21 protein-coding genes are annotated in these 21,439 nt (G+C 69.4%); 9 read left to right on the forward strand and 12 right to left on the reverse strand.

The genetic code is table 11. The annotated features are described in order from the left end of the window. Positions 1-73: 73 nt before the first annotated feature. From AC1DSA_RS08635 to AC1DSA_RS08650, 4 genes are all read right to left on the reverse strand, one after another. Positions 74-1,585: a tripartite tricarboxylate transporter permease gene (locus tag AC1DSA_RS08635; RefSeq protein ID WP_477888076.1), complete on the reverse strand. Its 1,512-nt coding sequence runs from the start codon at positions 1,583-1,585 to the stop codon at positions 74-76. 13 nt (positions 1,586-1,598) lie between these two features. Then, the gene (locus AC1DSA_RS08640) at positions 1,599-2,087 is read right to left on the reverse strand and encodes a tripartite tricarboxylate transporter TctB family protein (RefSeq protein ID WP_477888078.1); all 489 of its coding nucleotides are present in this window, start codon (positions 2,085-2,087) and stop codon (positions 1,599-1,601) included. Positions 2,088-2,212: 125 nt separating this feature from the next. Continuing rightward, positions 2,213-4,003 (reverse strand): type IV pilus assembly ATPase TfpB, encoded by a 1,791-nt coding sequence (gene tfpB / locus AC1DSA_RS08645; protein ID WP_477888080.1) that lies wholly within the window; start codon positions 4,001-4,003, stop codon positions 2,213-2,215. Between the two features lie 13 nt (positions 4,004-4,016). Next, positions 4,017-4,769 (reverse strand): class I SAM-dependent methyltransferase, encoded by a 753-nt coding sequence (locus AC1DSA_RS08650; RefSeq protein ID WP_477888082.1) that lies wholly within the window; start codon positions 4,767-4,769, stop codon positions 4,017-4,019. Between the two features lie 215 nt (positions 4,770-4,984). On the opposite strand from AC1DSA_RS08650, the gene AC1DSA_RS08655 reads away from it, so the two are divergent. Next, positions 4,985-5,959, forward strand: a complete 975-nt coding sequence (locus AC1DSA_RS08655; RefSeq protein WP_477888084.1) for a hypothetical protein — start codon at positions 4,985-4,987, stop codon at positions 5,957-5,959. A gap of 7 nt (positions 5,960-5,966) precedes the next feature. Here AC1DSA_RS08655 and AC1DSA_RS08660 read toward each other — a convergent pair whose 3' ends face one another. After that, entirely contained in the window at positions 5,967-6,785 is an 819-nt protein-coding gene (locus tag AC1DSA_RS08660) for a TatD family hydrolase (RefSeq protein ID WP_477888086.1), read from the reverse strand. A gap of 119 nt (positions 6,786-6,904) precedes the next feature. Here AC1DSA_RS08660 and AC1DSA_RS08665 point away from each other — a divergent pair, with 119 nt between their 5' ends. The 4 genes from AC1DSA_RS08665 to AC1DSA_RS08680 are packed head-to-tail and all read left to right on the forward strand — an operon-like array spanning position 6,905 to position 11,014. Next, positions 6,905-7,918, forward strand: a complete 1,014-nt coding sequence (locus AC1DSA_RS08665) for a S1C family serine protease (RefSeq protein WP_477888088.1) — start codon at positions 6,905-6,907, stop codon at positions 7,916-7,918. Positions 7,919-7,952: 34 nt separating this feature from the next. Beyond that, positions 7,953-8,960: an AAA family ATPase gene (locus AC1DSA_RS08670; RefSeq protein WP_477888090.1), complete on the forward strand. Its 1,008-nt coding sequence runs from the start codon at positions 7,953-7,955 to the stop codon at positions 8,958-8,960. Then, positions 8,941-9,960, forward strand: a complete 1,020-nt coding sequence (locus AC1DSA_RS08675) for a DUF58 domain-containing protein (protein ID WP_477888092.1) — start codon at positions 8,941-8,943, stop codon at positions 9,958-9,960. The genes AC1DSA_RS08670 and AC1DSA_RS08675 overlap by 20 nt, the downstream gene beginning before the upstream one ends. 13 nt (positions 9,961-9,973) lie before the next feature. Continuing rightward, a complete protein-coding gene (locus AC1DSA_RS08680) occupies positions 9,974-11,014 on the forward strand; it encodes a VWA domain-containing protein (RefSeq protein WP_477888094.1) in 1,041 nt (346 codons plus the stop codon). A gap of 117 nt (positions 11,015-11,131) precedes the next feature. Here AC1DSA_RS08680 and lolD read toward each other — a convergent pair whose 3' ends face one another. Together lolD and AC1DSA_RS08690 are read right to left on the reverse strand one after the other, a co-directional pair. Continuing rightward, entirely contained in the window at positions 11,132-11,902 is a 771-nt protein-coding gene (gene lolD, locus AC1DSA_RS08685; protein ID WP_477888096.1) for a lipoprotein-releasing ABC transporter ATP-binding protein LolD, read from the reverse strand. After that, positions 11,895-13,148, reverse strand: coding sequence for a lipoprotein-releasing ABC transporter permease subunit (locus tag AC1DSA_RS08690; protein WP_477888098.1), 1,254 nt, complete (start codon positions 13,146-13,148; stop codon positions 11,895-11,897). The genes lolD and AC1DSA_RS08690 overlap by 8 nt, the downstream gene beginning before the upstream one ends. 80 nt (positions 13,149-13,228) lie before the next feature. Here AC1DSA_RS08690 and AC1DSA_RS08695 point away from each other — a divergent pair, with 80 nt between their 5' ends. Further along, positions 13,229-14,164: a hypothetical protein gene (locus AC1DSA_RS08695; RefSeq protein ID WP_477888100.1), complete on the forward strand. Its 936-nt coding sequence runs from the start codon at positions 13,229-13,231 to the stop codon at positions 14,162-14,164. Further along, entirely contained in the window at positions 14,161-15,870 is a 1,710-nt protein-coding gene (gene recJ, locus AC1DSA_RS08700; RefSeq protein ID WP_477888102.1) for a single-stranded-DNA-specific exonuclease RecJ, read from the forward strand. The genes AC1DSA_RS08695 and recJ overlap by 4 nt, the downstream gene beginning before the upstream one ends. 10 nt (positions 15,871-15,880) lie before the next feature. On the opposite strand, the gene AC1DSA_RS08705 is transcribed toward recJ, so the two are convergent. Further along, positions 15,881-16,207: a hypothetical protein gene (locus AC1DSA_RS08705; RefSeq protein ID WP_477888104.1), complete on the reverse strand. Its 327-nt coding sequence runs from the start codon at positions 16,205-16,207 to the stop codon at positions 15,881-15,883. A 9-nt stretch (positions 16,208-16,216) separates the two neighbouring features. Further along, positions 16,217-16,537, reverse strand: a complete 321-nt coding sequence (locus tag AC1DSA_RS08710; protein ID WP_477888106.1) for a hypothetical protein — start codon at positions 16,535-16,537, stop codon at positions 16,217-16,219. Between the two features lie 115 nt (positions 16,538-16,652). Here AC1DSA_RS08710 and AC1DSA_RS08715 point away from each other — a divergent pair, with 115 nt between their 5' ends. Next, complete coding sequence (locus tag AC1DSA_RS08715; protein ID WP_477888108.1) at positions 16,653-17,570, forward strand: delta(1)-pyrroline-2-carboxylate reductase family protein; 918 nt, start codon at positions 16,653-16,655, stop codon at positions 17,568-17,570. Between the two features lie 25 nt (positions 17,571-17,595). Here the strand turns inward: AC1DSA_RS08715 and dcd are convergent, their stop codons facing one another. Together dcd and AC1DSA_RS08725 are read right to left on the reverse strand one after the other, a co-directional pair. Next, a complete protein-coding gene (gene dcd / locus AC1DSA_RS08720; protein WP_477888110.1) occupies positions 17,596-18,162 on the reverse strand; it encodes a dCTP deaminase in 567 nt (188 codons plus the stop codon). Between the two features lie 74 nt (positions 18,163-18,236). Next, a complete protein-coding gene (locus tag AC1DSA_RS08725; protein WP_477888112.1) occupies positions 18,237-19,214 on the reverse strand; it encodes a tripartite tricarboxylate transporter substrate-binding protein in 978 nt (325 codons plus the stop codon). 128 nt (positions 19,215-19,342) lie between these two features. On the opposite strand from AC1DSA_RS08725, the gene AC1DSA_RS08730 reads away from it, so the two are divergent. Then, entirely contained in the window at positions 19,343-20,140 is a 798-nt protein-coding gene (locus tag AC1DSA_RS08730; RefSeq protein ID WP_477888114.1) for an alpha/beta fold hydrolase, read from the forward strand. Here AC1DSA_RS08730 and guaD read toward each other — a convergent pair. Then, positions 20,137-21,435: a guanine deaminase gene (gene guaD / locus AC1DSA_RS08735; RefSeq protein WP_477888116.1), complete on the reverse strand. Its 1,299-nt coding sequence runs from the start codon at positions 21,433-21,435 to the stop codon at positions 20,137-20,139. The genes AC1DSA_RS08730 and guaD overlap by 4 nt on opposite strands. Between the last annotated feature and the right edge of the window lie 4 nt (positions 21,436-21,439).

The raw sequence follows: 21,439 nt of genomic DNA on the forward strand, positions 1-21,439 counted from the left end.
GGCTCGATTGTGCCGAAGAAAAAAWGGGCGCCCGACCGGGCGCCCTTCTCGATGCGCGAAGCGGGGCTTCGCGTCAGTCCTCGACGAAGGCTTCCTCGCGCTTGCTCTTCACCGCGGGCAGCGCCACGATGATGACCAGCAGCAGTGCGGCCGCCAGCAGGCCGGCCGACAGCGGGCGCGTGACCAGCACGCTCCAGTCGCCGCGGGACAGCAGCAAGGCCCGGCGCAGGTTTTCTTCCATCATCGGACCCAGGATGAAGCCGAGCAGCAGCGGCGCCGGTTCGCATCCGAGCTTGATGAACAGGTAGCCGATCACGCCGAAGATCGCGACCATCCAGATGTCGAACACGTTGTTGTTCGTCGAGTACACACCGATCGCGCAGAACAGCACGATCGACGGGAACAGCCAGCGGTAGGGCACCGTCAGCAGCTTGATCCACATGCCGATCAGAGGCAGGTTCAGGACGATCAGCATCGCATTGCCGATCCACATGGAAGCGATCAGGCCCCAGAACAGCTGTGGGTTGCTGGTCATCACCTGCGGGCCCGGCTGGATGTTGTGGATGGTCATGGCACCCACCATCAGCGCCATCACCGCGTTGGGCGGGATGCCCAGCGTCAGCAGCGGGATGAAGGAGGTCTGCGCGCCGGCGTTGTTGGCCGACTCGGGCGCCGCGACGCCGCGGATGTTGCCCTTGCCGAAGGGCACTTCGCCCGGATACAGCTTGGTCTTCTTTTCGACCGTGTACGCGGCGAAAGCGGCCAGCAGCGCGCCGCCGCCCGGCAGGATGCCCAGCGCCGAACCCAGCGCGGTGCCGCGCAGCACCGCGGGAATCATCCGCTTGAAGTCCTGCTTGGTCGGGAACAGCCCCGTCACCTTGGCCGTGAACACCTCGCGGTGCTCCTCGCTCTTGCCCAGGTTGGAAATGATCTCGCCGTAGCCGAACACGCCCATCGCGATCACGATGAAGCCGATGCCGTCCGTGAGTTCCGGGATGTCGAACGAGAAGCGCGCCACGCCGGAGTTCACGTCGGTGCCGACCAGGCCCAGCAGCAGGCCCAGCACGATCATGCCGATGGCCTTGACCAGGGAGCCCGAGGCCAGCACCACGGCGCCGATCAGGCCCAGGATCATCAGCGAGAAGTATTCGGCGGGGCCGAACTTGAACGCGACTTCGGTCAGCGGCGCGGCGAACGCGGCCAGGATCAGCGTGCCGACGCAGCCCGCGAAGAACGAGCCCAGGCCGGCAGCCGCCAGCGCGGGCCCCGCCCGGCCCTGCCGCGCCATCTGGTAGCCGTCGATCACCGTCACCACCGAGGACGATTCGCCCGGCAGGTTCACCAGGATGGCGGTGGTGGAGCCGCCGTACTGCGCACCGTAGTAGATGCCGGCCAGCATGATGAGCGCGGACACGGGCGGCAGCGCGTACGTGGCGGGCAGCAGCATGGCGATGGTCGCCACCGGGCCGATGCCGGGCAGCACGCCGATCAGCGTGCCCAGCAGGCAGCCGATGAAGGCGTACAGCAGGTTGATCGGCGTGAAGGCGACGCCGAAGCCGAGGGAGAGGTTGCTGATCAGGTCCATGAATCGTTTCCTCTCAACCGCTGATGAAGCTGGGCCACACCGGGAACTGGAGCTTCAGCAGGACGATGAACGCCAGGTAGCTGCCGACCGCCAGGACGGCCGACAGGATGGCGACCTCCTTCGTGTTGTGCTCGTCGCCCGCGAAGCTCGCGACGAAGGTCAAGGCGATGATGGCGATGATGAGGCCCATGGCGGGGATCCCGAACTTGGGCAGGCCGGCCAGCAGGATGCCGAAGATCAGGTTGGCGCCGATGATGAAGCCCAGGGGCTTCCAGGCCCAGCCGCCGATCGGCTCGCCGTCTTCCGTCTCGACGACCAGCGCCTCGAACGTGACGAACAGCCCGATCAGCGTCAGCAGGATGCCGAGCATCAAGGGGAAATAGCCGGGGCCCATGCGGGCGCCCTCGCCGACGGTGTAACTGGTGGCCCCCCACGCGAACGCGATGCCGGCCCCCATGAACATCAACCCCGACCAGAAGTCCTTCTGGCTCTTGATTTTCATGTTGTCTCCTAGCGGAATGGAACCGGCGGATTTTGGGGGATGGACCCGCCCCGGCGCATGTGGGTATCACCTACATCCGGTTACCCCACCGCAACCTGACTCCCCGGCAGCGCCAGGGGACTTTCCTATTCCAGGGGCGGCGTGGCGCTCAGCACTTCCTCGATGGTGGTGAGCCCCTCGGCCACGCGCAGGGCGCCCGCCAGCCGCAGCGGCCGCATGCCGTCCGTGATGGCCTGGCGGCGCAGCCCGGGCGGAGCGGGGTCGCGGACCAACTGTTCCTTGAAGGTCTCGCTGACGGCCAGCAGTTCGTACAGGCCCATCCGGCCCATGTAGCCGGTCATGCGGCAGTCCACGCAACCGACCGGTCGGTAGGGTTGCCAGGTGCCGGTGATCTTCCAGGGTTTCACCACCTCGTCCAGCGCATCGCGCGCCGTGGCCTGGTCCGGCTCCTTGCACTGCCGGCACAGCGTGCGGACGAGCCGCTGCGCCAGCACGCCGATGACGGTCGCATTGATCAGGTAGGGCGGAACGCCGAGTTCCATCAGGCGCGTGATCGCCGACGGCGCGTCGTTGGTGTGCAGGGTGGAAAAGACCAGGTGCCCGGTCAGCGCCGCCTGCACCGCCATCTCGGCGGTGGGCAGGTCGCGGATCTCGCCCACCATGATGATGTCCGGGTCCTGCCGCATCAGCGCGCGCAGCCCTTCGGCGAAGTCGAAGTCGAGCTGCGGCTGCACCTGCGTCTGGTTGAAGGCCGGCTCGATCATCTCGATCGGGTCCTCGACCGTGCTGACGTTCACCTCCTCGGTGGCCAGGCGCTTGAGCGTCGAATAGAGCGTCGTGGTCTTGCCCGAACCCGTGGGACCGGTGACCAGGACGATGCCGTACGGCCGCTTGACGAGCTGCTCCCAGCGCTGCGCGTCGTGCGGCGAAAACCCCAGCGCGTCGAGATCCTTCACCGCGGTGTCCGGATCGAAAATGCGCATCACCATCTTCTCGCCGAAGGCCGTGGGCAAGGTCGACAGCCGCATCTCCACCTCGTCGCCGCGCGGATTGCGCGTCTTGATGCGGCCGTCCTGCGGACGCCGCCGCTCGACCACGTCCATGCGCCCCAGCAGCTTGATGCGGGCCGTCATCGCATTGAGCACCGCCATCGGCATCTGGTAGACCGGATGCAGCATGCCGTCGATGCGGAAGCGGATCACGCCCTGTTCGCGCCGCGGCTCCAGGTGGATGTCGCTCGCGCGCTGGTCGAAGGCGTACTGCCACAGCCAGTCCACCACCTGCACCACGCCCTGGTCGTTGGCATCGAGCTGCTTGTTGCTCTTGCCCAGTTCCACCAGCTGCTCGAAGCTGGCGCCGACCGAATTGCCGCCGCTTTTCTGCGCGGCGCGCACCGACTTCGCCAGCGAGAAGAACTCCGCCGTGTAGCGCTGGATGTCCTGCGGATTGGCGACCACGCGGCGCACGGTGCGGCGCGACTGGCGCTCGACCTCGTCGATCCAGTCGGCGACGAAGGGCTCCGCGGTGGCGACCACCACCTCGCTAGCGGTCACCTGCACTGGCAGCACGCGGTGGCGTTCGGCATAGGCCGCGCTCATCACGTCGGCCACCTTGGCGACGTCCACCTTCAGCGGGTCGATGCGCAGGTACTCCATCTGCCCACGCCCCGCCAGGTATTGGGTGAGCATCTCGATGTCCAGCGGCTTGCCATCCGCGGCGCGCGTCATGGCCACGGAGGCAAGACGCACCAGCGGATGCTGCGCGCTCTCGGCCTGCGAGCAGCGCGCGATGGTGCGGCGCGCCTCCTCGTGCGAGATCACGGCGTCCTCGGACAGCCATTCCACCAGTTGCTGCCAGTGCAGCGGCCCGCGCGGCGGGGTACGGGCAGAGATCTTGGTCTTGGCCTGGACACTCATGCCCGCATGGTACTCAGGCCGCAGCGCGGAACACGCGCAACCACTTGCGCGCCGGCAGGCCCCAGCGGGCCTCGATCTCCTCGGCCCGCTGGGAAAACAGCGCGCGCGTGGGGTGCACGGGCTCGCGCAGTGCGAGCACCACGGTGTTGCCTTCGCGCGTCGGTCTGAACGCCCACACGGCATCGTCCCCAAAGGCGGCCTCGATCCGCTCTAGGCTGCGCTCGTAGCTCGATGAGCGCCCGAACAGGTTCACCGTCATGCAGCCGTCCTCGGTCAGCAGGCTGCGGCAGCCGCGGTAGAACGCCTCGCTGTCCAGGACCGGCGCCGCCGCCTCGTGGTCGTAGAGGTCGACCTGCAGCGCGTCGACCTGGCCGCGCCAGTGCTCGTGCGCCACCACCTGCTCCGCATCGCCCAGGATCACGGAAAGGCGGCTGTCGTCCCTGGGCAGCTTGAACCAGAGACGGCAGGCAGCCACCACCTGCGGATTGAGTTCGATCGCGGTCGTCTTCATCCGCAGCTTCTTGTGGCAGAACTTCGTGAGCGAAGCGGCGCCCAGTCCCAGCTGCATGGCATGGCGCTTCGCCACGGTCTGCGGCTCGACGAACAGGAGCCACGCCATCATGCGCTGCACGTACTCCAGGTCGATGTCGTACGGGTCGTCGATGCGCATCGAGCCCTGGATCCACTCGGTCCCCAGGTGCAGGTAGCGGACATCCCCCGCGTCGGAGAAGTTGACTTCGGGGAGCTGGGGGAGTGTGGCCTTCACGGGCGCGGATTATCCCGTGCCGCAACGACGCTCCGACCCGCCGTCTCATGTGTGTCCTGCCGCACGACTCGTTGGGGCCGCCCGTCGCCACCGGCCGGCACGCCAGCCATGCCCGCCCTTCTTTCGTGATGGACTGCACGAAGTGAGTACGGAGGAGTTAATGCCATGGTTACAGAATGTTGCGAATCCTCCGAAAAAGAACGCAAGCCGCATCGATGACCGACTTCCTCCCGGAATCCGCCTGGGCCGAGCCCGCGAGCACTTGTCCTCCCGACTTCTGGGAATCGACCCGCTCCTCGCCACTGGCGGAGCCCCCCTCCGCCCCGCCGCAACTCACAACACGCAACGCACCGGTCGTCCGTCCCGCCGCCGCCCTGGCGGCGGACGTGCACGAGCTGCTGCAGTCCATGGCGCGCAAGCGGGTACCCCGGCTGGATGCGGTGCGCCGCAAGCTGCGCGAGGCCCGCGCCAGCATGGACCTGGCGGCGATCGGCCCGTCCGCGCAGGCCCTCCAGGCGGCGACCACGGCCCTGGACTTCCTCGACGGCCGGACCGGGGGCGAGCGCGGCGCCGACTTCCTTCGGCAGGGGCAATCTCTCCAGCGCGCGGGCCGCGAGCTGTCTTCGTCTCTTGCCAGCTTCCTCGAGCGGCAGGGCATCGCCACTTCCGTCGCGCGGCTGGTCTGGATCGAGCTCGTGCTGGAGTCCGGCTCGCTGCACAAGCGGGTGCGCCAGGGCGCGCACTGGCTGCTGCAAATGGAAAAGGACTTGCAGCAGCAGCGCCGCCAGGCCAGTGCCGGCGTGGCCTCCCGTGCGCTCGATGAACTGTCCCGGCACGCGCAGGCGATGCACCAGCGATTGCAAACCGTGCACCGCCTTTGCGGCGATGCCCGTCGGGTGCACACGCTGTGCGAGCAGCTCGCCTCCGAGCATGGCGCGCTGTGCACCACGCTGCAGGCCCGCGTGCAGCCTGCGCTGGCCGCCCTGCAGCACACGCTGGAGCCGCTGCTGGAAGCTGCGGCCTACCGGGCGCTGGTTCCCACGGAACTGATCGCCGCCATCGATGCGCACCATGCGCTGCAGGTGGAGCTCACCGGGGCGCTGGCCCAGCTCGAACGGCTGCACGACGGCAACGAGGAGCTGGCCAGCCAGCTCGCCTCGATGGAAGTGCTGGCCGCGCGCGTGGCCTGAAGCGCGCTCAACCGCGCAGCAACGCCCCCAGACGTGGCAAGGCCTCGCAAGCATTGGTGAACGTCGCCGCGGCCAGTTCCTGCGCGGGCATTGCGCGCAGCTTGGCCAGCACTTCACCGATCCTCGGCAGCTCGCCCGGCTCGTTGCGCCCTTGCGGAGTGCCAGCACCGCGCTCGTCCGCCGTCCGGTAGAGCCAGTGGGGTGGAATGTCCGGGGCGTCCGTCTCGAGCACCAGGGCCGAGAGCGGCAATTCACCGGCCAGCTTGCGGATCTGCAGCGCGCGCTCGAAGGTGACGGTGCCGCCGAAGCCCAGCCGGAAGCCCAGCTTGACGAATTCGGCGGCCTGCTGGGCGCTGCCGTTGAAGGCATGGGCGATGCCGCCCACCTGCGCTCGGCGCAATTCCTTGAGCAGCTGGTCGGCCGAGCGCCGCACGTGCAGCAGCACGGGCAGGCCGTGGCGGCGTGCCAGCGCCAGCTGCTCGCGGTAGAAGTGTTCCTGGCGCGGGCCGTCCAGGCCGGGCACGAAGTAGTCCAGCCCGATCTCGCCGACCGCCACCAGGCGCGGATCGTGGCGGTGCTCCGCCAGCGCACGGTCCAGCAGCAGAAGGTCCTGCTCCGTCGCTGCGCCGGTGCACAGCGGATGGATGCCCAGCGCGTAGCTGTCGCCCCATTTCTGGGCGAGCGCCCGCACCGCCGCGAAGTTGCCGGGCGCGACCGCCGGCAGCACGCAATGCACCACGCCGGCCGCCGCCGCCCGGCTGCGGACAGCGGCAACATCGCCGGCGAATTCCGGTGCGTCCAGGTGGCAGTGCGTATCGATCCACATCGCCTGACCATGATGCCGCATCCCGTGCAGAGCGCTGCAAACCGTGATACCGTGTGCCATCGCCAGGGCTGCATCGGCGTGGCCCCAGGCACTCTCCCGGATCAGCCCAAGGAATACGGATGCGCAGGCCCGCCCTTTACAGCTCCAGCCGCCCAGGCCGCACCGCTGCGGCGCCCGGCGATCCACAGGCCTCGCTCCCGGCCGATTCCCAGCCGCCCGCCCAGGCCGAGGCGGCCCCCCGCCGGCGCCGCTACCTCCCTTCCCCTTCCAGTCCTGCCCTGCTGTGGGCCGCGATCCTCGTGCTGGGCATCGCGCTCGGCCTGAGCCTGGCGCTGCAGCCCCACCAGCGCCGCCTGACCCAGGAAGACATCAACGCCGCCGTGCTCAAGACGATGGAGACGCAGGTCATGCCGTCGGAATACGCGCGGGCCTACGAGAACATCCGTCCCTCGGTGGTGCGGGTGATCAGCTACATCAAGAAGAGCCGGCTGAAGGAAGAGGACCAGAAGCTGCTTGCGAAGAAGACGGCCAAGGGGGCCAAGCCCAAGCCGCTGGGTCCGGCCGAAACCGACCTGACCGGCGACGGCGACGAGATCGAGAACGGCGTGGGCACCGGCGTGGTCATCATCGACAAGGGCGTGATCCTGACCAACCTGCACGTGGTGCATGGCGCCGACCGCATCAAGGTGATCTTCCATGACGGGCTGGAGTCGCCCGCCACCATCACCGGCGTCCAGGCCGACAACGACCTGGCCGTGCTGCAGGCCGCCAAGATCCCTGACGACATGATCGCCGCCACCATGCGCTCCACCTCCGACCTGGCGCCGGGCGACAAGGTGCTGGCGGTGGGCTTCCCCTTCGGCATCGGCCCGTCCGCTTCCGGCGGCATCGTCTCTGGCCTGGGCCGCGTGTTCCGCTCGCCCGAGGGCAAGCAGGAGATGAAGAACCTGATCCAGTTCGACGCAGCGGCCAATCCCGGCAATTCGGGCGGCCCGCTGGTCACCATGGACGGCGAGGTGGTGGGCATCGTCACCGCCATCCTCAACCCGACCTCCGCGCGCACCTTCCTCGGCATCGGCTTCGCCGTGCCGATCGAGAATGCCGCGTCCGCCGCCGGGCTGCCGCCGTTCTGACGGCCGCCTTCCCTTCCTTCCCCAGCAGGACTACATGGACACCTTGAGCCGCACGGACAGCGCCACGGCGCAGTTGATGGAACAGATCCTCTACGAGGTCAAGCGCGTCGTGGTCGGGCAGGACCGCTTCCTCGAACGCGTGATGGTCGCGATGCTCGCGCAGGGCCACCTGCTGGTCGAGGGCGTTCCCGGCCTGGCCAAGACGCTCACTGTCAAGACCCTGGCCAGCACCATGCGCGGCCAGTTCAAGCGCATCCAGTTCACGCCCGACCTGGTGCCGGCCGACCTGGTGGGCACGCGGATCTACAACCAGAAGACCGGCGACTTCTCCACGTCGCTCGGGCCGGTATTCGCCAACCTGCTGCTGGCGGACGAGATCAACCGCGCGCCCGCCAAGGTGCAGAGCGCGCTGCTGGAAGTCATGCAGGAACGCCAGGTGACGATCGCCGGCGAAACGCACAAGGTGCCCAATCCATTCCTGGTGATGGCCACGCAGAACCCGATCGAGACCGAGGGCACCTATCCGCTGCCGGAGGCCCAGGTCGACCGCTTCATGATGAAGGTGTTGGTGGACTACCCCACCGACGAGGAAGAGTTCGTGATCGTGCAGCGCGTCACCGGCCCGAGCGTCGAGGTGAGCGCGGTGGCCACCACCGATCAGCTTGCCGAACTGCAGCGGGAGTGCCGGCAGATCTACGTCGATCCCTCGCTGGTGCAGTACGCAGTCAAGCTGGTGTCGGCCACCCGCACGCCGGAACGCCACGGACTGAAGGACCTGGGCCGCTTCATCACCTACGGCGCGAGTCCGCGGGCGACCATCAACCTGACCGAGGGCGCTCGGGCGCTGGCCATGCTGCGCGGCCGCGGCTATGCGCTGCCCGAGGACATGGTCGACCTGGTGCCGGACGTGCTGCGCCACCGCGTGGTGCTCTCGTACGAGGCGCTCTCCGAAGGCCTGACTTCCGACGCGGTGGTGCAGAAGGTCATGGCCAAGATCCCGCCACCGGCCAAGCCGCTGGAACATGAAAAGCTGGTGGCGTAAGCGCGGCACGGTCGCGGCAACCGATGCCGCCCCGTCCACGCGCGGGGCGACGCCCATGGTCGCCGCGGGCTCGGCTGCCCACCACGCCGAGCAGGTGATGCGCCGGCTGGAGTGGAAGGTGATCCGGCGGCTCGACGGCCTGCTGCAGGGCGACTACCGCACCCTGCTGCGCGGCGCCGGCCTGGACCTGGCCGACCTGCGCGAATACCAGCTGCACGACGACGTGCGCCACATCGACTGGAACGTCACCGCGCGCATGCAGTCGCCGCACGTGCGCGTGTTCACCGAAGACCGCGAGATGTCGGCGTGGTTCCTGGTCGACCTGAGCCCCTCCGTCGACTTCGGCTCGGGCGAGGTGCGCAAGCGCAACGTATCGGCCGAGTTCGTGGCGGTGCTGGCGCGCCTGCTCACGCGCCACGGCAACCGCGTGGGCGCGATGCTCTATGGCGCCGGCGTCGACACCATCATCCCGACGCGCAACGGCCGCCGCCATGTGCTGCACGTCCTGCACAGCATCCTCGACCGTGTGACCGCCGTCGAGAGCGGCCCGACCCGCCTGCACGAACTGCTGACGTCCGCGGCCGCGCTGATCAAGCGCCGCTCGACCATCTTCGTCATCTCGGACTTCATCAGCGAGCCAGGCTGGGAGCGCGCGCTGGCGCAACTTGCGCAGCGCCACGAGGTGGTCGCCGTGCGGGTGCTGGACCCGCTGGAACTGGACCTGCCCGACCTGGGACTTCTCACGCTGCGCGACGCCGAGACCGGCGAGCAGCTGGTCGTGGACACGCACGACGCGGGCTTTCGAAAGCGTTTCGCCCGCATCGCGGCGCAGCGCGAGTCCGAGCTGCGCGAGGCCCTCACCCGCAGCGGCGTGGATGCACTCGAACTGTCCACCGACGCCGAGCTGGTGGACGCGATCGTGCGCTTCGTCGACATGCGCAAGCGGCGCAGCCAACTGAGCGCCGGCGGTCTGCCCGCCCACTTGCGGCACGCTGCCTGACCCGGAGACCGCCATGCAATTCCTCTGGCCCCAATTCCTCTGGCTGCTGCTGGCCCTGCCGCTGCTGGTGGGGCTGTACGTGCTGCTGTTGCGCCGCAAGAAGAAGCTGGCGGTGCGCTACGCATCGCTGTCCATCGTGCGGGAAGCGATGGGTGCGCGGCAGCAGATGAAGCGGCACATCCCGCCCTTGCTGTTCCTGCTGTCGATGGCCACGCTGCTGCTGGCGGCGTCACGCCCGGTGGCAGTGGTCACCCTGCCCTCCAACCAGCAGACCATCATCCTGGCCATGGACGTCTCGGGCAGCATGCGTGCGACCGACGTCCAGCCCAACCGCCTGGTCGCGGCGCAAAACGCGGCCAAGTCCTTCATCGGCGAGCTGCCCCGGCACGTCAAGGTCGGCATCGTGGCCTTCGCCGGATCCGCGCAGGTTGCGCAGTTGCCCACGGTGAACCACGAGGACCTGATCACCGCCATCGACCGCTTCCAGCTGCAGCGTGCCACGGCCACCGGCAACGCGATCGTGATCTCGCTGGCGACGTTGTTCCCCGATGCCGGGATCGACCTCGAGTCCATGCAGAGCGGACGCGAGCGCCAACGCGGCTTTTCCATCGACAACGAAAAGAAGGCCAAGAAGGAATTCACGCCGGTCGCCCCGGGCTCGTATCCGTCGGCCGCGATCATCATGCTGACCGATGGCCAGCGCACCACCGGCGTGGATCCGCTGGACGCCGCCAAGCTGGCGGCGGACCGCGGCGTGCGCGTGTACACGGTGGGCATCGGCACCGTCGACGGCGAGACCATCGGCTTCGAAGGCTGGTCCATGCGCGTGCGGCTGGACGAGGAGACCCTCAAGGCGATTGCGCAGAAGACCTCGGCCGAATACTTCTACGCCGGAACGGCGCAGGACCTGAAGAAGGTCTACGAAACGCTCAGCTCCAAGCTGACGGTGGAGAAGAAGGAGACCGAAATCTCCGCGCTGTTCGCGCTGGCCGCCGCCGCGCTGGCATTGCTGTCCGCCGGCCTCTCACTGGTGTGGTTCAACCGGATCCTGTAGGTCCGCCGGCGCTGGGGTTCGGGCTGCGCCGCTCACCCCAGCCTACGGACATCCACAGGCATCGGGGCCTCGTAGGCTGGCGGTGAGCGGCGCAGCCCGAACCCCAGCACTCGGCCCTTACGAACCCAGCTTCCCCGAAGTCAGCCGCACCATGCGGCCGCAACGCGCCGCCAGCTGCTCGTCGTGCGTGACCATCACGAAGGCGGTGCCGCGCTCGCGGGCCAGGCGCAGCATCAGCGCGAACACGGTGTCGGCCGTGCCGCGGTCCAGGTTGCCGGTGGGTTCGTCGGCCAGCACGCAGGCGGGGTGGGCGACCAGTGCGCGGGCGATCGCCACGCGCTGGCGCTCGCCGCCCGAGAGTTCGGCCGGGCGGTGGCGCATGCGCTCCTTCAGCCCCACGGCCGTGAGCATGTCCGCGGCCTGCCGGTGCACCACCTCCATCGGCTCGCGCCGGATGCGCAGCGGCATGCCTACGTTGTCGAGCGCGCTGAACTCCGGCAGCAGGTGATGGAACTGGTACACGAACCCGAGGTGCCGGTTGCGCAGCCGGCCCTGGGTGGCGGCATCCAGCTGCGAAAGCTCCTGCCCCATCAGCTGCACGGCGCCCGAGGTCGGCGCGTCCAGCCCGCCCAGCACGTGCAGCAGCGTGCTCTTGCCGGAGCCCGAAGCGCCGACGATCGCCATCGTCTCCCCTGCGTGGATCTCGAGGTCGACGCCGCGGAGCACCTCGACGTCCAGTCCGCCTTCGGTGAAGCGCTTGGTGAGGCCCTGGCATGCGAGCACTACGCCGGTGTGCGGCTGGAATGCAGCGTCGCCCGGCAGTTCCGAGATCCGGCCCGACGCCGGGGACGCCTGCGCGGGATCCAGCGCATCGACCCGTTCATTCATAGCGCAGCGCCTCCGCGGGATTGACACGGCTGGCGCGCCAGCTCGGGTACAGCGTCGCCACGAAGGACAACAGCAGGGAGATCACCCCGATCGGAACGATGTCCGAGGACTGAGGATCGCTGGGCATGCGGCTGATCAGGTAGATGTCCTTAGGCAGGAAGCTGGCGTTGAGCGCGTGCTCCAGCGCCGGCACGATCACGTCGATGTTCAGCGCGATGCCCAGTCCGAACAGCAGTCCCGCCAGCGTCCCGATCACGCCCACCGCCGCGCCCTGCACCACGAAGATCCCCATGATGCTGCCCGGGCTCGCGCCCAGCGTGCGCAGGATGGCGATGTCGGCGCGCTTGTCGGTCACCGTCATCACCAGGGTGCTCACCAGGTTGAAGGCGGCCACCGCGACGATCAGCGTGAGGATGATGAACATCATTCGTTTTTCCAGCTGCACCGCGGCGAACCAGGTGCGGTTCTGCCGGGTCCAGTCGCGCACCAGGAATTCGCCGGTGATCTGGGTCGAGAGGTCGGCCGCGACGCGGCGCGCCTGATTCAGGTCGCGCAGCTTCAGCCGCAAGCCGGTAGGGCCTTCCAGCCGGAAGATGCGCTGGGCGTCCTCGATGTGCAGAAGCACCAGGCCGCTGTCGTACTCGAAGTGGCCGGAGTCGAAGGTGCCGACGACCGTCATCTGCTTCAGGCGCGGCACCACGCCCGCGGGCGTCACCTGGCCGCCCGGCGCGATCAGCGTGACCGCATCGCCGGCGCGCACGCCCAGGTTGCGCGCCAGCTCGGCGCCCAGCACGATGTTGAACTGCCCCGGCACCAGCTTCTCCAGCACGCCCGGCGCGGCCGCCGCGAGGTCGGTCACCTGCGGCTCCAGGCGCGGGTCGATGCCGCGCACGATGGTGCCGCGCATGTCCTCGCCGCGCGCCAGCAGCGACTGCGCGGCGACGAAGGGCGCGGCGCCGATCACGTCGGGATTGCGCCGGACCTCGGACAGCGTGCGCTCCACGTCGGGCAGCATGCCGCCGCCCGGGCCGTACACCTCGATGTGCGAGACGACGCCCAGCATCCGGTCGCGCACTTCCTTCTGGAAGCCGTTCATGACCGACAGCACGATGATCAGCGCGGCCACGCCCAGCGAGATCCCCAGCATCGACACGCCGGAAATGAAGGAGATGAAGCCGTTGCGCCGGGTGGCACGGCCGGCGCGGGTGTAGCGCCAACCCAGCACCAGCTCGTATGGAAGGGCCATCGTGCCGGCTTTAGTTTTCGTTTCGCATCGGCCGGCATTGTGGCATCCCCGACAATACGGATGTGTCAGACGGAGTCCACTTGCTCGTTCCCTTCGCCATGTGCTCGTCCGCAGCCTGCGCCGAGACCTTGCGCGGCCTGAAGCTCCCCTCCCTGCAGCGGCTGGTGCGCCGCCTCGGCGTCGAGTCGCAGGACCTGGGGCACCCGGACGACCTCTCGATGCCGCACGAGCGCGCGTTGGCGCGGGCCCACGGACTCGACGTGGCGGACGGCCTGGTCCCGCTGGCCGCCCTGCAGGTCGCGCAGGTGGGCGAAGGCGACCCCACCCAGGGCTGGGCGTGGATCAGTCCCAGCCACTGGCGCGTCGGCAGCGACCACATCGCCATGGCGCATCCGCCAGAATTGCAGCTCGATGGCGACGACTCGCAGGCCCTGCTGGCCGCCATGCGTCCCTACTTCGAGGAAGACGGCATCACCCTCCTTTACGATGCGCCGCTGCGCTGGCTGGCGCGCAGCGACATCTTCCGTGCGCTGCCGAGCGCGTCGCTCGACCGCGTGACCGGCCGCACGGTCGAGGCCTGGCTGCCGGGCGGCGAAGCCGGCAAGCCCCTGCGCCGCCTGCAGCAGGAAATGCAGATGCTGCTGTACACGCTGCCGCTGAACGAGGTGCGCCAGCGCCGCGGCCTGCTGCCGGTCAATTCGTTCTGGATCAGCGGCACCGGCGCCCTGCCCCCGGGCCACGCCGCGCGCACCCCGAACGGCCTGCAGGTGACGCCCTACCTGCGCGATGCGGCGCTGCAGGGCGACTGGAACGGCTGGGCAGCAGCTTGGCGCCAGCTCGACGATCGTGACTGCGCACGGCTGCTCGCCGACCTGGAAGCGGGCCGGCCGGTGCGCCTGACGCTGTGTGGCGAGACCGGTGCGCGCACCTGGTCCTCCACTGCCGGCAGCACCTGGCAGCGCTTGTTGAAATTCCTGGCGCCTGCCGCGCCGACTGCATTGCTGGAAGGCCTGTGAAGATCATCACCCGCGACGTCCCGCCGCGCGCCGCCTGGGCGCTGGAACAGGCCGGCATCCATCCCCTGCTCGCCCGCCTCTATGCCGCGCGTGGCGTGCTTGGCAAGGACGAACTCGACAACGGCCTGGGCCGCCTGCTGGCGCCCGCGTCGCTCAAGGGCGCCACCGAAGCGGCCCGCCTGCTCGCGGACGCGATCGCCGCCGACCGCAGGCTGTGCATCGTGGCCGACTACGACTGCGATGGCGCCACGGCCTGCACGGTCGCCCTGCGCGGCCTGCGCCTGCTGGGCGCCAAGCACGTGGACTACCTGGTGCCGGACCGCGTGGTCGACGGCTACGGCCTCACGCGCCCGATCGCGCAGCGCGTGAAAGCGCGCGGCGCCGACGTGCTGATCACGGTGGACAACGGCATCGCCAGCATCGACGGCGTGGCGGCCGCCCGCGAACTCGGGCTGCAGGTGCTGGTGACCGACCACCACCTGCCCGGCGCCATGCTGCCGTCGGATGCGCTGATCGTGAACCCCAACCAGCCGGGCTGCGGATTCGAAAGCAAGTCCATCGCCGGCGTCGGCGTGATGTTCTACGTGCTGCTCGCGCTGCGCGCGGAACTGCGCGCGCGCGGCGTGTTCGACGAGCGCACGCAGCCCAAGCTGGACGCGCTGCTGCCGCTGGTGGCCCTGGGCACGGTCGCCGACGTCGTGAAGCTGGACGCCAACAACCGGCGCCTCGTCGCGCAAGGGCTGCGACGCATCCGCGCCGGCGCGATGCCCTGCGGACTGGCGGCGCTGTTCAAGGTGGCGGGGCGCAAGACGGAAGCGGCGACCACCTTCGACTTCGGTTTCGCGCTGGGCCCGCGCATCAACGCCGCGGGCCGGCTGGCCGACATGACGCTGGGCATCGAATGCCTGCTCACGGAGGATGCGGTGCGCGCGGACGAACTGGCCGCGCAACTGGACGGCATCAACCGCGCCCGCCGCGAGATCGAAGGCGACATGCGCGAGCAGGCGCTGGCGATGGCCGAATCGCTGTTCGACGAAGGCGAGGAGCCGCCGCCCGCGATCTGCGTGTTCGACCCCGACTTCCACGAAGGCGTGGTGGGCATCGTCGCCTCGCGCATCAAGGACAAGCTGCACCGCCCGACCTTCGTGTTCGCGGCCAGCCAGGCGCCCGGCAAGGAGCACGAACTCAAGGGTTCGGGCCGCTCGATCCCCGGCTTCCACCTGCGCGATGCCCTGGACCTCGTGGCCAAGCGGCATCCCGGCGTGCTGCTGCGCTTTGGGGGCCACGCCATGGCCGCGGGCTGCACGGTGGCCGAGGACCACCTGGACGTGTTCGAGCAGGCCCTGGCGCAGGTTGCACAGGAATGGCTCGATGCGGCGACGCTGCTGCGCAGCCTGCACACCGACGGCCCGCTCGCGCCCGAGTACCGCCGCGCCGACCTGGTCGACACGCTGCATGGCGAGGTGTGGGGCCAGGGCTTCGCGCCGCCGGTGTTCAGCGAGGAAGTGGAGATCGTCTCGCAGCGGCTGGTGGGCGAGAAGCACCTGGCCATCAAGCTGCGCCACCAGGGGCAGGCGGTGGATGGCATCTGGTTCGGCCACACCGAACCGCTGCCCGCGAGAGTGAAGATCGCCTTTCGCCTCGATGCGGACGTATGGCAGGGCACGCGGCGCGTGCGCTTCCTGGTCGAAGGGGCGGAGTTCTAGGCGGGCCGGCTCAGGCCGTGCCCATCACCGCGATGCCGCTGTGCTGCGGGTCGTCGAAGTAGGCGAACAGGCGCGCCGCCACGGCGGCGAGTTCGGGGTCGTCGGTGGCGCGGGCGCAGGCCAGCTGCCACATCGCGTATTCGCGGTCCCCCAGCATCACGTCGGTGTGGACGCAGCGGCCGCGGCCGGCCATCAGCAGCGCGAAACGGGCCAGCAGCTCGATGGGGCAGTAGCGCGGCGAGCGGGACACGCCCTCGAAATCGTCGGAAGCCTCGATCGAATCGGCAGGCTGCACGCCGGTGGGCATCCGGGGCGCGCGTGCTTGGAGCGGGGCCATGGCGGCCTCTCAGCGGAAGCTGAAACCGACCGGCACCGTGCCGGCCACCGCGGGGTTCGCACCGGGCTGCGCCGCTGCCTGCGTGGGGCGGTCGCCGCGCACCGTGCAGCTCGCGATGGTGGAACCGGGGATGTACTGCAGGCAGTCCGACAGCGCCATCTGCTGCACCACCGCCTCGCTGTGTCGCGCTTCCGCCTTGCGCACCTGGTGGCTGCAAAGGAGCCAGAACGCGAACAGCTGCATCGCCGCCAGCGCACCGAAGATCACCCAGAACATCGGGGTGCGCGGTTGCTGCGTGCCCGGATCGATGACGTTGGCGAGGAGGGACATGGCGGACTTCCTTGAGTGCTTTGATGCTATGCCTGCAACCGAAGGTGCGCCAGCGGGAGCGGCTCAACTTGCTGTAGGACAAAATCCGGACTGAACAGTTTCCAACCTCCTCCCGATGGACGATCTGCCGAACGCCGCCGCCACGGCGGCCCGCCTGCCCTACCCCGCGTTGGTGCAGGAGCTGGTGCGCGTCCTGCGCGATCCTGTCGTGCAGGTGCCACCCCGCCTGGTGCAGGCCCTGCCCGGCGGTGGCAGCCTGTTCGTCATGCCGGCCTGCGACGCCGAGGTCGCCATCACCAAGCTGATCACCTTCACGCCCGCCAACGCGGGCACGGGAAGGGCGACGATCCAGGGCGATGTGGTGGTGTTCGACGTGCGCTCGGGCGCGCGGCGCCTGGTTCTGGATGGGCCAGCAGTCACGGCGCGGAGGACGGCTGCCGTCTCGCTGCTGGCCGCGCAGTGGCTGGCTCCCAACACCGCGGGCCCGCTCCTCATCGTCGGCGCCGGCGCCCAGGGCCGCGCCCACCTGGAGGCCTTTGCCCAGGGACTGGGCGTCCGCGAGGTAAGGGTCCATTCCCGCTCCGAAGCGAGCGCACACGTGCTGGCCGCGCACGCCCGCGAGATGGGGCTGCAAGCCCGGGTGGTTGCCGATGCCGATGCCGCGCTGGCCGAATGTCCGCTCGTCGTCACTTGCACCCCTGCCGCCGGCGTCGTGCTGCGCGCGCTGCCGCGGGACGATGCCTTCATCGCCGCCGTCGGCGCCTTCACGCCCGCGATGATCGAACTTGCGCCGGAATTCACGCGCCACTGCGCACGCCACGGCCGCATCGTCGTGGACACGCGCGACGCCGACCATGAAGCAGGCGACCTGCTGCAGGCCGGGCTCGACGTCGCGAGCCTTGCGAGCCTGCGGGACATCGATGCCGCCGCCGCGCCTGCGCGCGGCCCCGTGCTGTTCAAGAGTTGCGGCTGGGCGGGCTGGGACCTGGCCGCCGCCCGCTGCGCGTTGCAGACGCCGTCCGCTCAGGATTGACGAGGCCGCTGGAACGCGGCCCGGATCAGGCCTTGGGCAGCGTCACTCCCTGCTGACCCTGGTACTTGCCGCCGCGGTCCTTGTAGCTGACGTCGCACGCCTCGTCGCTCTCGAAGAAGAGCACCTGCGCGCACCCTTCGCCGGCGTAGATCTTCGCGGGCAGCGGCGTGGTGTTGGAGAACTCCAGCGTGACGTAGCCTTCCCACTCGGGCTCGAAGGGCGTGACGTTGACGATGATGCCGCAGCGCGCGTACGTGCTCTTGCCCAGGCAGATGGTCAGCACGTTGCGCGGGATGCGGAAGTACTCCAGCGTGCGCGCCAGCGCGAAGCTGTTCGGCGGGATGATGCAGACGTCGTCGTGGAAGTCGACAAAGCTCTTCTCGTCGAAGTTCTTCGGGTCCACCACCGTGCTGTGGATGTTGGTGAACACCTTGAACTCCGGCGCGCACCGGATGTCGTAGCCGTAGCTGGAGGTGCCGTAGCTGATGACGCGGCGCCCCTGCACCTCGCGCACCTGGTTGGGCTCGAAAGGCTCGATCAGGCCATGCTGTTCGGCCATGCGGCGGATCCACTTGTCGCTCTTGATGCTCATCTCGGGGGGCACTCCTGGTCGGCCATTTTAAGTGGCGCCCCCGCGGTCTCCTTTTGACCGGCGGCAGGAGCGCTTCAGTTCGCCTTGACGCCGGCCTTGACCAGCAGGCCGCCGAGCGTGTCGATCTCCTCCTTCAGGTGCGCCCGCAGCCAGGCCGGCGTCGCCTGTTCGGGGCTGACCGCGGAGATGCCCATGCCTTCCAGGCGCGCGCGCACCTCGGGGTCGGCCACCACCTTCTGCAGGGCGGCGGTCAGCTGCTCCAGCACCGGCCTGGGCGTCCCCTTCGGCGCGTAGAGGCCGAAGGAGATGTTGATGTCCAACCCCTGCACGCCCGCTTCCGCGATCGCCGGCACCGCCGACAGCGAAGGCAGCCGCGCCTTGCCGGCCGCCGCGAAGGCCTTGATGCGGCCGGCCTTCACCGTCGGCACCGTGCCGGACGTCTGGTCGCACAGGACATCCACCTGGCCGCCCATGAGGTCGTTCAGGGCCGGTCCCGTGCCCTTGTACGGGATCTCGTTGAGCTTCACGTTCAGCGCGCTCATCATCATCAGCCCGCACAGGTGCGAGGCCGAGCCCACGCCGGCATGGGCCAGGCTCACCCGGGGACCGTTGGCCCGCAGGTAGGCGATGAATTCCTCGAGGTCCTTTGCCGGGAAGTCGTTGCGCGCCACGATCACCATCGGCCCGTTGGTGGCCGAGCCGATCGGCTCGAAGTCGTCGACCGGGTGGTAGGGCAGTCCCTTGTACATCGCCAGGTTGGTGGCGTGGCTCACGTGGATCATCAGCAGCGTGTAGCCGTCGGGCGCGGCACGGGCGACCTTGGCGGTGCCGATGGTGCCGGAGGCGCCCGCGGGGTTGTCGACCACGACCTGCTGGCCCAGCGTCTTCTGCATCGCCGCCGCGAAGACCCGCGTGATGGTGTCCCCCGGGCCACCGGGCGCGTAGGGCATCACCAGGGTGATGGGCCGCGCCGGATAGGCCTGCGCGCCGGCGCTGGACGCGAGCACGGCCAGCAGCACGGCGGCGATCACTTTCGAAACAGGCAGGAGCATGGTCGTTCCTCGGGGTGCTGCGCAGTCTAGGGACGGTGCCGCCCGGCTTCGCTGGGGCTTACCCCATGCGAACCTTGCGACCCATCCGCCGTTCGCGTACAAGCCATGCCAACCCAGGAGATCGCCCCATGACGCAGGTCGTCCCGTTCCACAAGGAAGCCGGCAGCGGCCCGACCGTCTTGTGCCTGCACTCCAACGCCAGTCACTCCGGCCAGTGGCGCGGGCTCATGGACCAGCTGTCGGACCGGTTCCGCGTCGTCGCCGTGGACTCCTACGGATCCGGCCGCACGGCCGAGTGGCCGTCCGACCGCGTGATCCAGCTCGCCGACGAAGTGGCATTGCTGCAGCCGCTGGTGGACGGCGCCTCCCTTCCGACCTACCTGGTGGGGCATTCGTATGGCGCCGCCGTGGCCCTGAAGGCCGCGCTGCTGCACCCCGGCCGCTTCGCCGGACTGGCGCTCTACGAGCCGACCTTGTTCGCGCTGGTGGACCGCACCACGCCACGCGACGTGGACGGCATCCGCAACGCGGTGAGCGCCGGGGCCGAGCGGCTGGACGCGGGCGACGACGACGGCGCCGCGCGCAGCTTCATCGACTTCTGGATGGGCCAGGGCAGCTGGGACCGCACCCCGGCCGAGCGCAGGCCCGCGGTGGCCCGGTCGGGACGCAACCTGCGCCGGTGGGCGCACGCCCTGATGACCGAACCCGCCACGCAAGACGACCTGCGCGGCATCACCGTCCCGGTGCTGCTCATGACGGGGGAGCGTTCGCCGCGTTCCTCGCTCAGCGTGGCCGATCTGTTAAGCGCCACCTTGCCGCAGGTGCGACGGGTGCGTTTCGACCAGCTCGGGCACATGGCGCCCGTGACGCATCCCGACCCCGTGAACGCGGAGATCGCGCGCTTCCTGGACGAAATCGCCCCCTAGGCGGACGGGTGCTGAGGCACGCCGGCGACGACCACCTGCGCCACCGCACGGTCGTCGCCCAGCACGATCAGCGAGAACAGCAGCTCGTCGAGGTTGCGCGCGGCCGCCGCCTTGCGGGCGAGCAGCGGCGTCGCCTGGGGATCGAGCACCAGGAAGTCGGCCTCGCAGCCAGGCGCCAGGTTGCCCACCACGCCGTCGAGCCCGAGCGCCTGCGCCGCGCCCGCCGTGTGCTGCCACCACAGGTGCTGCGGACCGAGGCTGATGCCGGGCTTGGTCTGGCCCTCGCGGCCGACGTAGTAGGCGGCGAGCATCGTGTGGAAGGGGCAGAAGCTGGTGCCGCCGCCCACGTCGCTGGCCAGCCCGAAGCGGAAGCCCACGCGCATCGCGCCCGCGTAGTCGAAGAAGCCGCTGCCCAGGAACAGGTTGCTGGTCGGGCTGACCGCCGCGGCCGAGCCCGTGTCGCGCATCAGCGCGCGGTCGTCGTCGTCGAAGTGGATGCAATGCGCGTACACCGCACGCTCGCGCATCAGGCCGAAGTCGTCGTAGATCGACAGGTAGCTGCGCGCGGAGGGAAACAGCTCGCGGGCCCAGCGGATCTCTTCCTTGTTCTCCGCCACGTGCGACTGGATCCACACGTCGGGATGCGCGGCGGCCAGTTCACCGGCGCCGCGCAATTGGGCCTCGCTGCAGCTCGGGGCGAAGCGCGGCGTGATCGCATAGCCGAGGCGCGCGCGTCCGTGCCAGCGGCGGATCAGGGACTCGGTGTCGGCCAGCGACTGTGCCGTCTCGTCGCGCACGCCGTCGGGCGAATGCCGGTCCTGCAGCACCTTGCCCGCGATCATGCGCAGGCCGCGCCGCTCGCTGGCTTCCATCAGCGCGTCGACCGAGTGCGGATGCGAGGTGCAGAAGGTGAGCGCGGTGGTGACGCCGTTGCGCAGCAGTTCGTCGAGGAAGACCTCCGCGACGCCGACCGCATAGCCATGGTCGGCGAAGCGGGCCTCGTGCGGAAAGGTGTAGTTCTCCAGCCAGGGCAGCAGGCCTTCCGCCGGCGAGCCGATCACGTCGGTCTGCGGGAAGTGCACGTGCAGGTCGATGAAGCCCGGCGCCAGGATCCTCCCCGGCAGGTGCGTCACCGCCACGCCCGGGTAGTTGGGCGCGAGCGCCGCGTGCGCGCCGGCGGCGCGGATGACCGGGCGGCCCGATGCATCCGGGCCGACGACCAGCAGGCCGTCCTCCTCGTAGCGGGCCGAACCGTCGTCGGCGAAGGACAGGAGCGCGGCGCGGTAGGCGTGCATCCGC

Source organism: Ramlibacter sp. P4_H7, assembly GCF_056400765.1.

Excerpts from the sequence above, each read along its gene's own strand:
- AC1DSA_RS08635 (WP_477888076.1), bottom strand. The coding sequence starts at position 1,585 with ATGGACCTGATCAGCAACCTCTCCCTCGGCTTCGGCGTCGCCTTCACG.
- AC1DSA_RS08640 (WP_477888078.1), bottom strand. The coding sequence starts at position 2,087 with ATGAAAATCAAGAGCCAGAAGGACTTCTGGTCGGGGTTGATGTTCATG.
- tfpB (WP_477888080.1), bottom strand. The coding sequence starts at position 4,003 with ATGAGTGTCCAGGCCAAGACCAAGATCTCTGCCCGTACCCCGCCGCGC.
- AC1DSA_RS08655 (WP_477888084.1), top strand. The coding sequence starts at position 4,985 with ATGACCGACTTCCTCCCGGAATCCGCCTGGGCCGAGCCCGCGAGCACT.
- AC1DSA_RS08660 (WP_477888086.1), bottom strand. The coding sequence starts at position 6,785 with ATGTGGATCGATACGCACTGCCACCTGGACGCACCGGAATTCGCCGGC.
- AC1DSA_RS08665 (WP_477888088.1), top strand. The coding sequence starts at position 6,905 with ATGCGCAGGCCCGCCCTTTACAGCTCCAGCCGCCCAGGCCGCACCGCT.
- AC1DSA_RS08670 (WP_477888090.1), top strand. The coding sequence starts at position 7,953 with ATGGACACCTTGAGCCGCACGGACAGCGCCACGGCGCAGTTGATGGAA.
- AC1DSA_RS08675 (WP_477888092.1), top strand. The coding sequence starts at position 8,941 with ATGAAAAGCTGGTGGCGTAAGCGCGGCACGGTCGCGGCAACCGATGCC.
- AC1DSA_RS08680 (WP_477888094.1), top strand. The coding sequence starts at position 9,974 with ATGCAATTCCTCTGGCCCCAATTCCTCTGGCTGCTGCTGGCCCTGCCG.
- lolD (WP_477888096.1), bottom strand. The coding sequence starts at position 11,902 with ATGAATGAACGGGTCGATGCGCTGGATCCCGCGCAGGCGTCCCCGGCG.
- AC1DSA_RS08690 (WP_477888098.1), bottom strand. The coding sequence starts at position 13,148 with ATGGCCCTTCCATACGAGCTGGTGCTGGGTTGGCGCTACACCCGCGCC.
- AC1DSA_RS08705 (WP_477888104.1), bottom strand. The coding sequence starts at position 16,207 with ATGGCCCCGCTCCAAGCACGCGCGCCCCGGATGCCCACCGGCGTGCAG.
- AC1DSA_RS08710 (WP_477888106.1), bottom strand. The coding sequence starts at position 16,537 with ATGTCCCTCCTCGCCAACGTCATCGATCCGGGCACGCAGCAACCGCGC.
- AC1DSA_RS08715 (WP_477888108.1), top strand. The coding sequence starts at position 16,653 with ATGGACGATCTGCCGAACGCCGCCGCCACGGCGGCCCGCCTGCCCTAC.
- dcd (WP_477888110.1), bottom strand. The coding sequence starts at position 18,162 with ATGAGCATCAAGAGCGACAAGTGGATCCGCCGCATGGCCGAACAGCAT.
- AC1DSA_RS08725 (WP_477888112.1), bottom strand. The coding sequence starts at position 19,214 with ATGCTCCTGCCTGTTTCGAAAGTGATCGCCGCCGTGCTGCTGGCCGTG.
- AC1DSA_RS08730 (WP_477888114.1), top strand. The coding sequence starts at position 19,343 with ATGACGCAGGTCGTCCCGTTCCACAAGGAAGCCGGCAGCGGCCCGACC.
- guaD (WP_477888116.1), bottom strand. The coding sequence starts at position 21,435 with ATGCACGCCTACCGCGCCGCGCTCCTGTCCTTCGCCGACGACGGTTCG.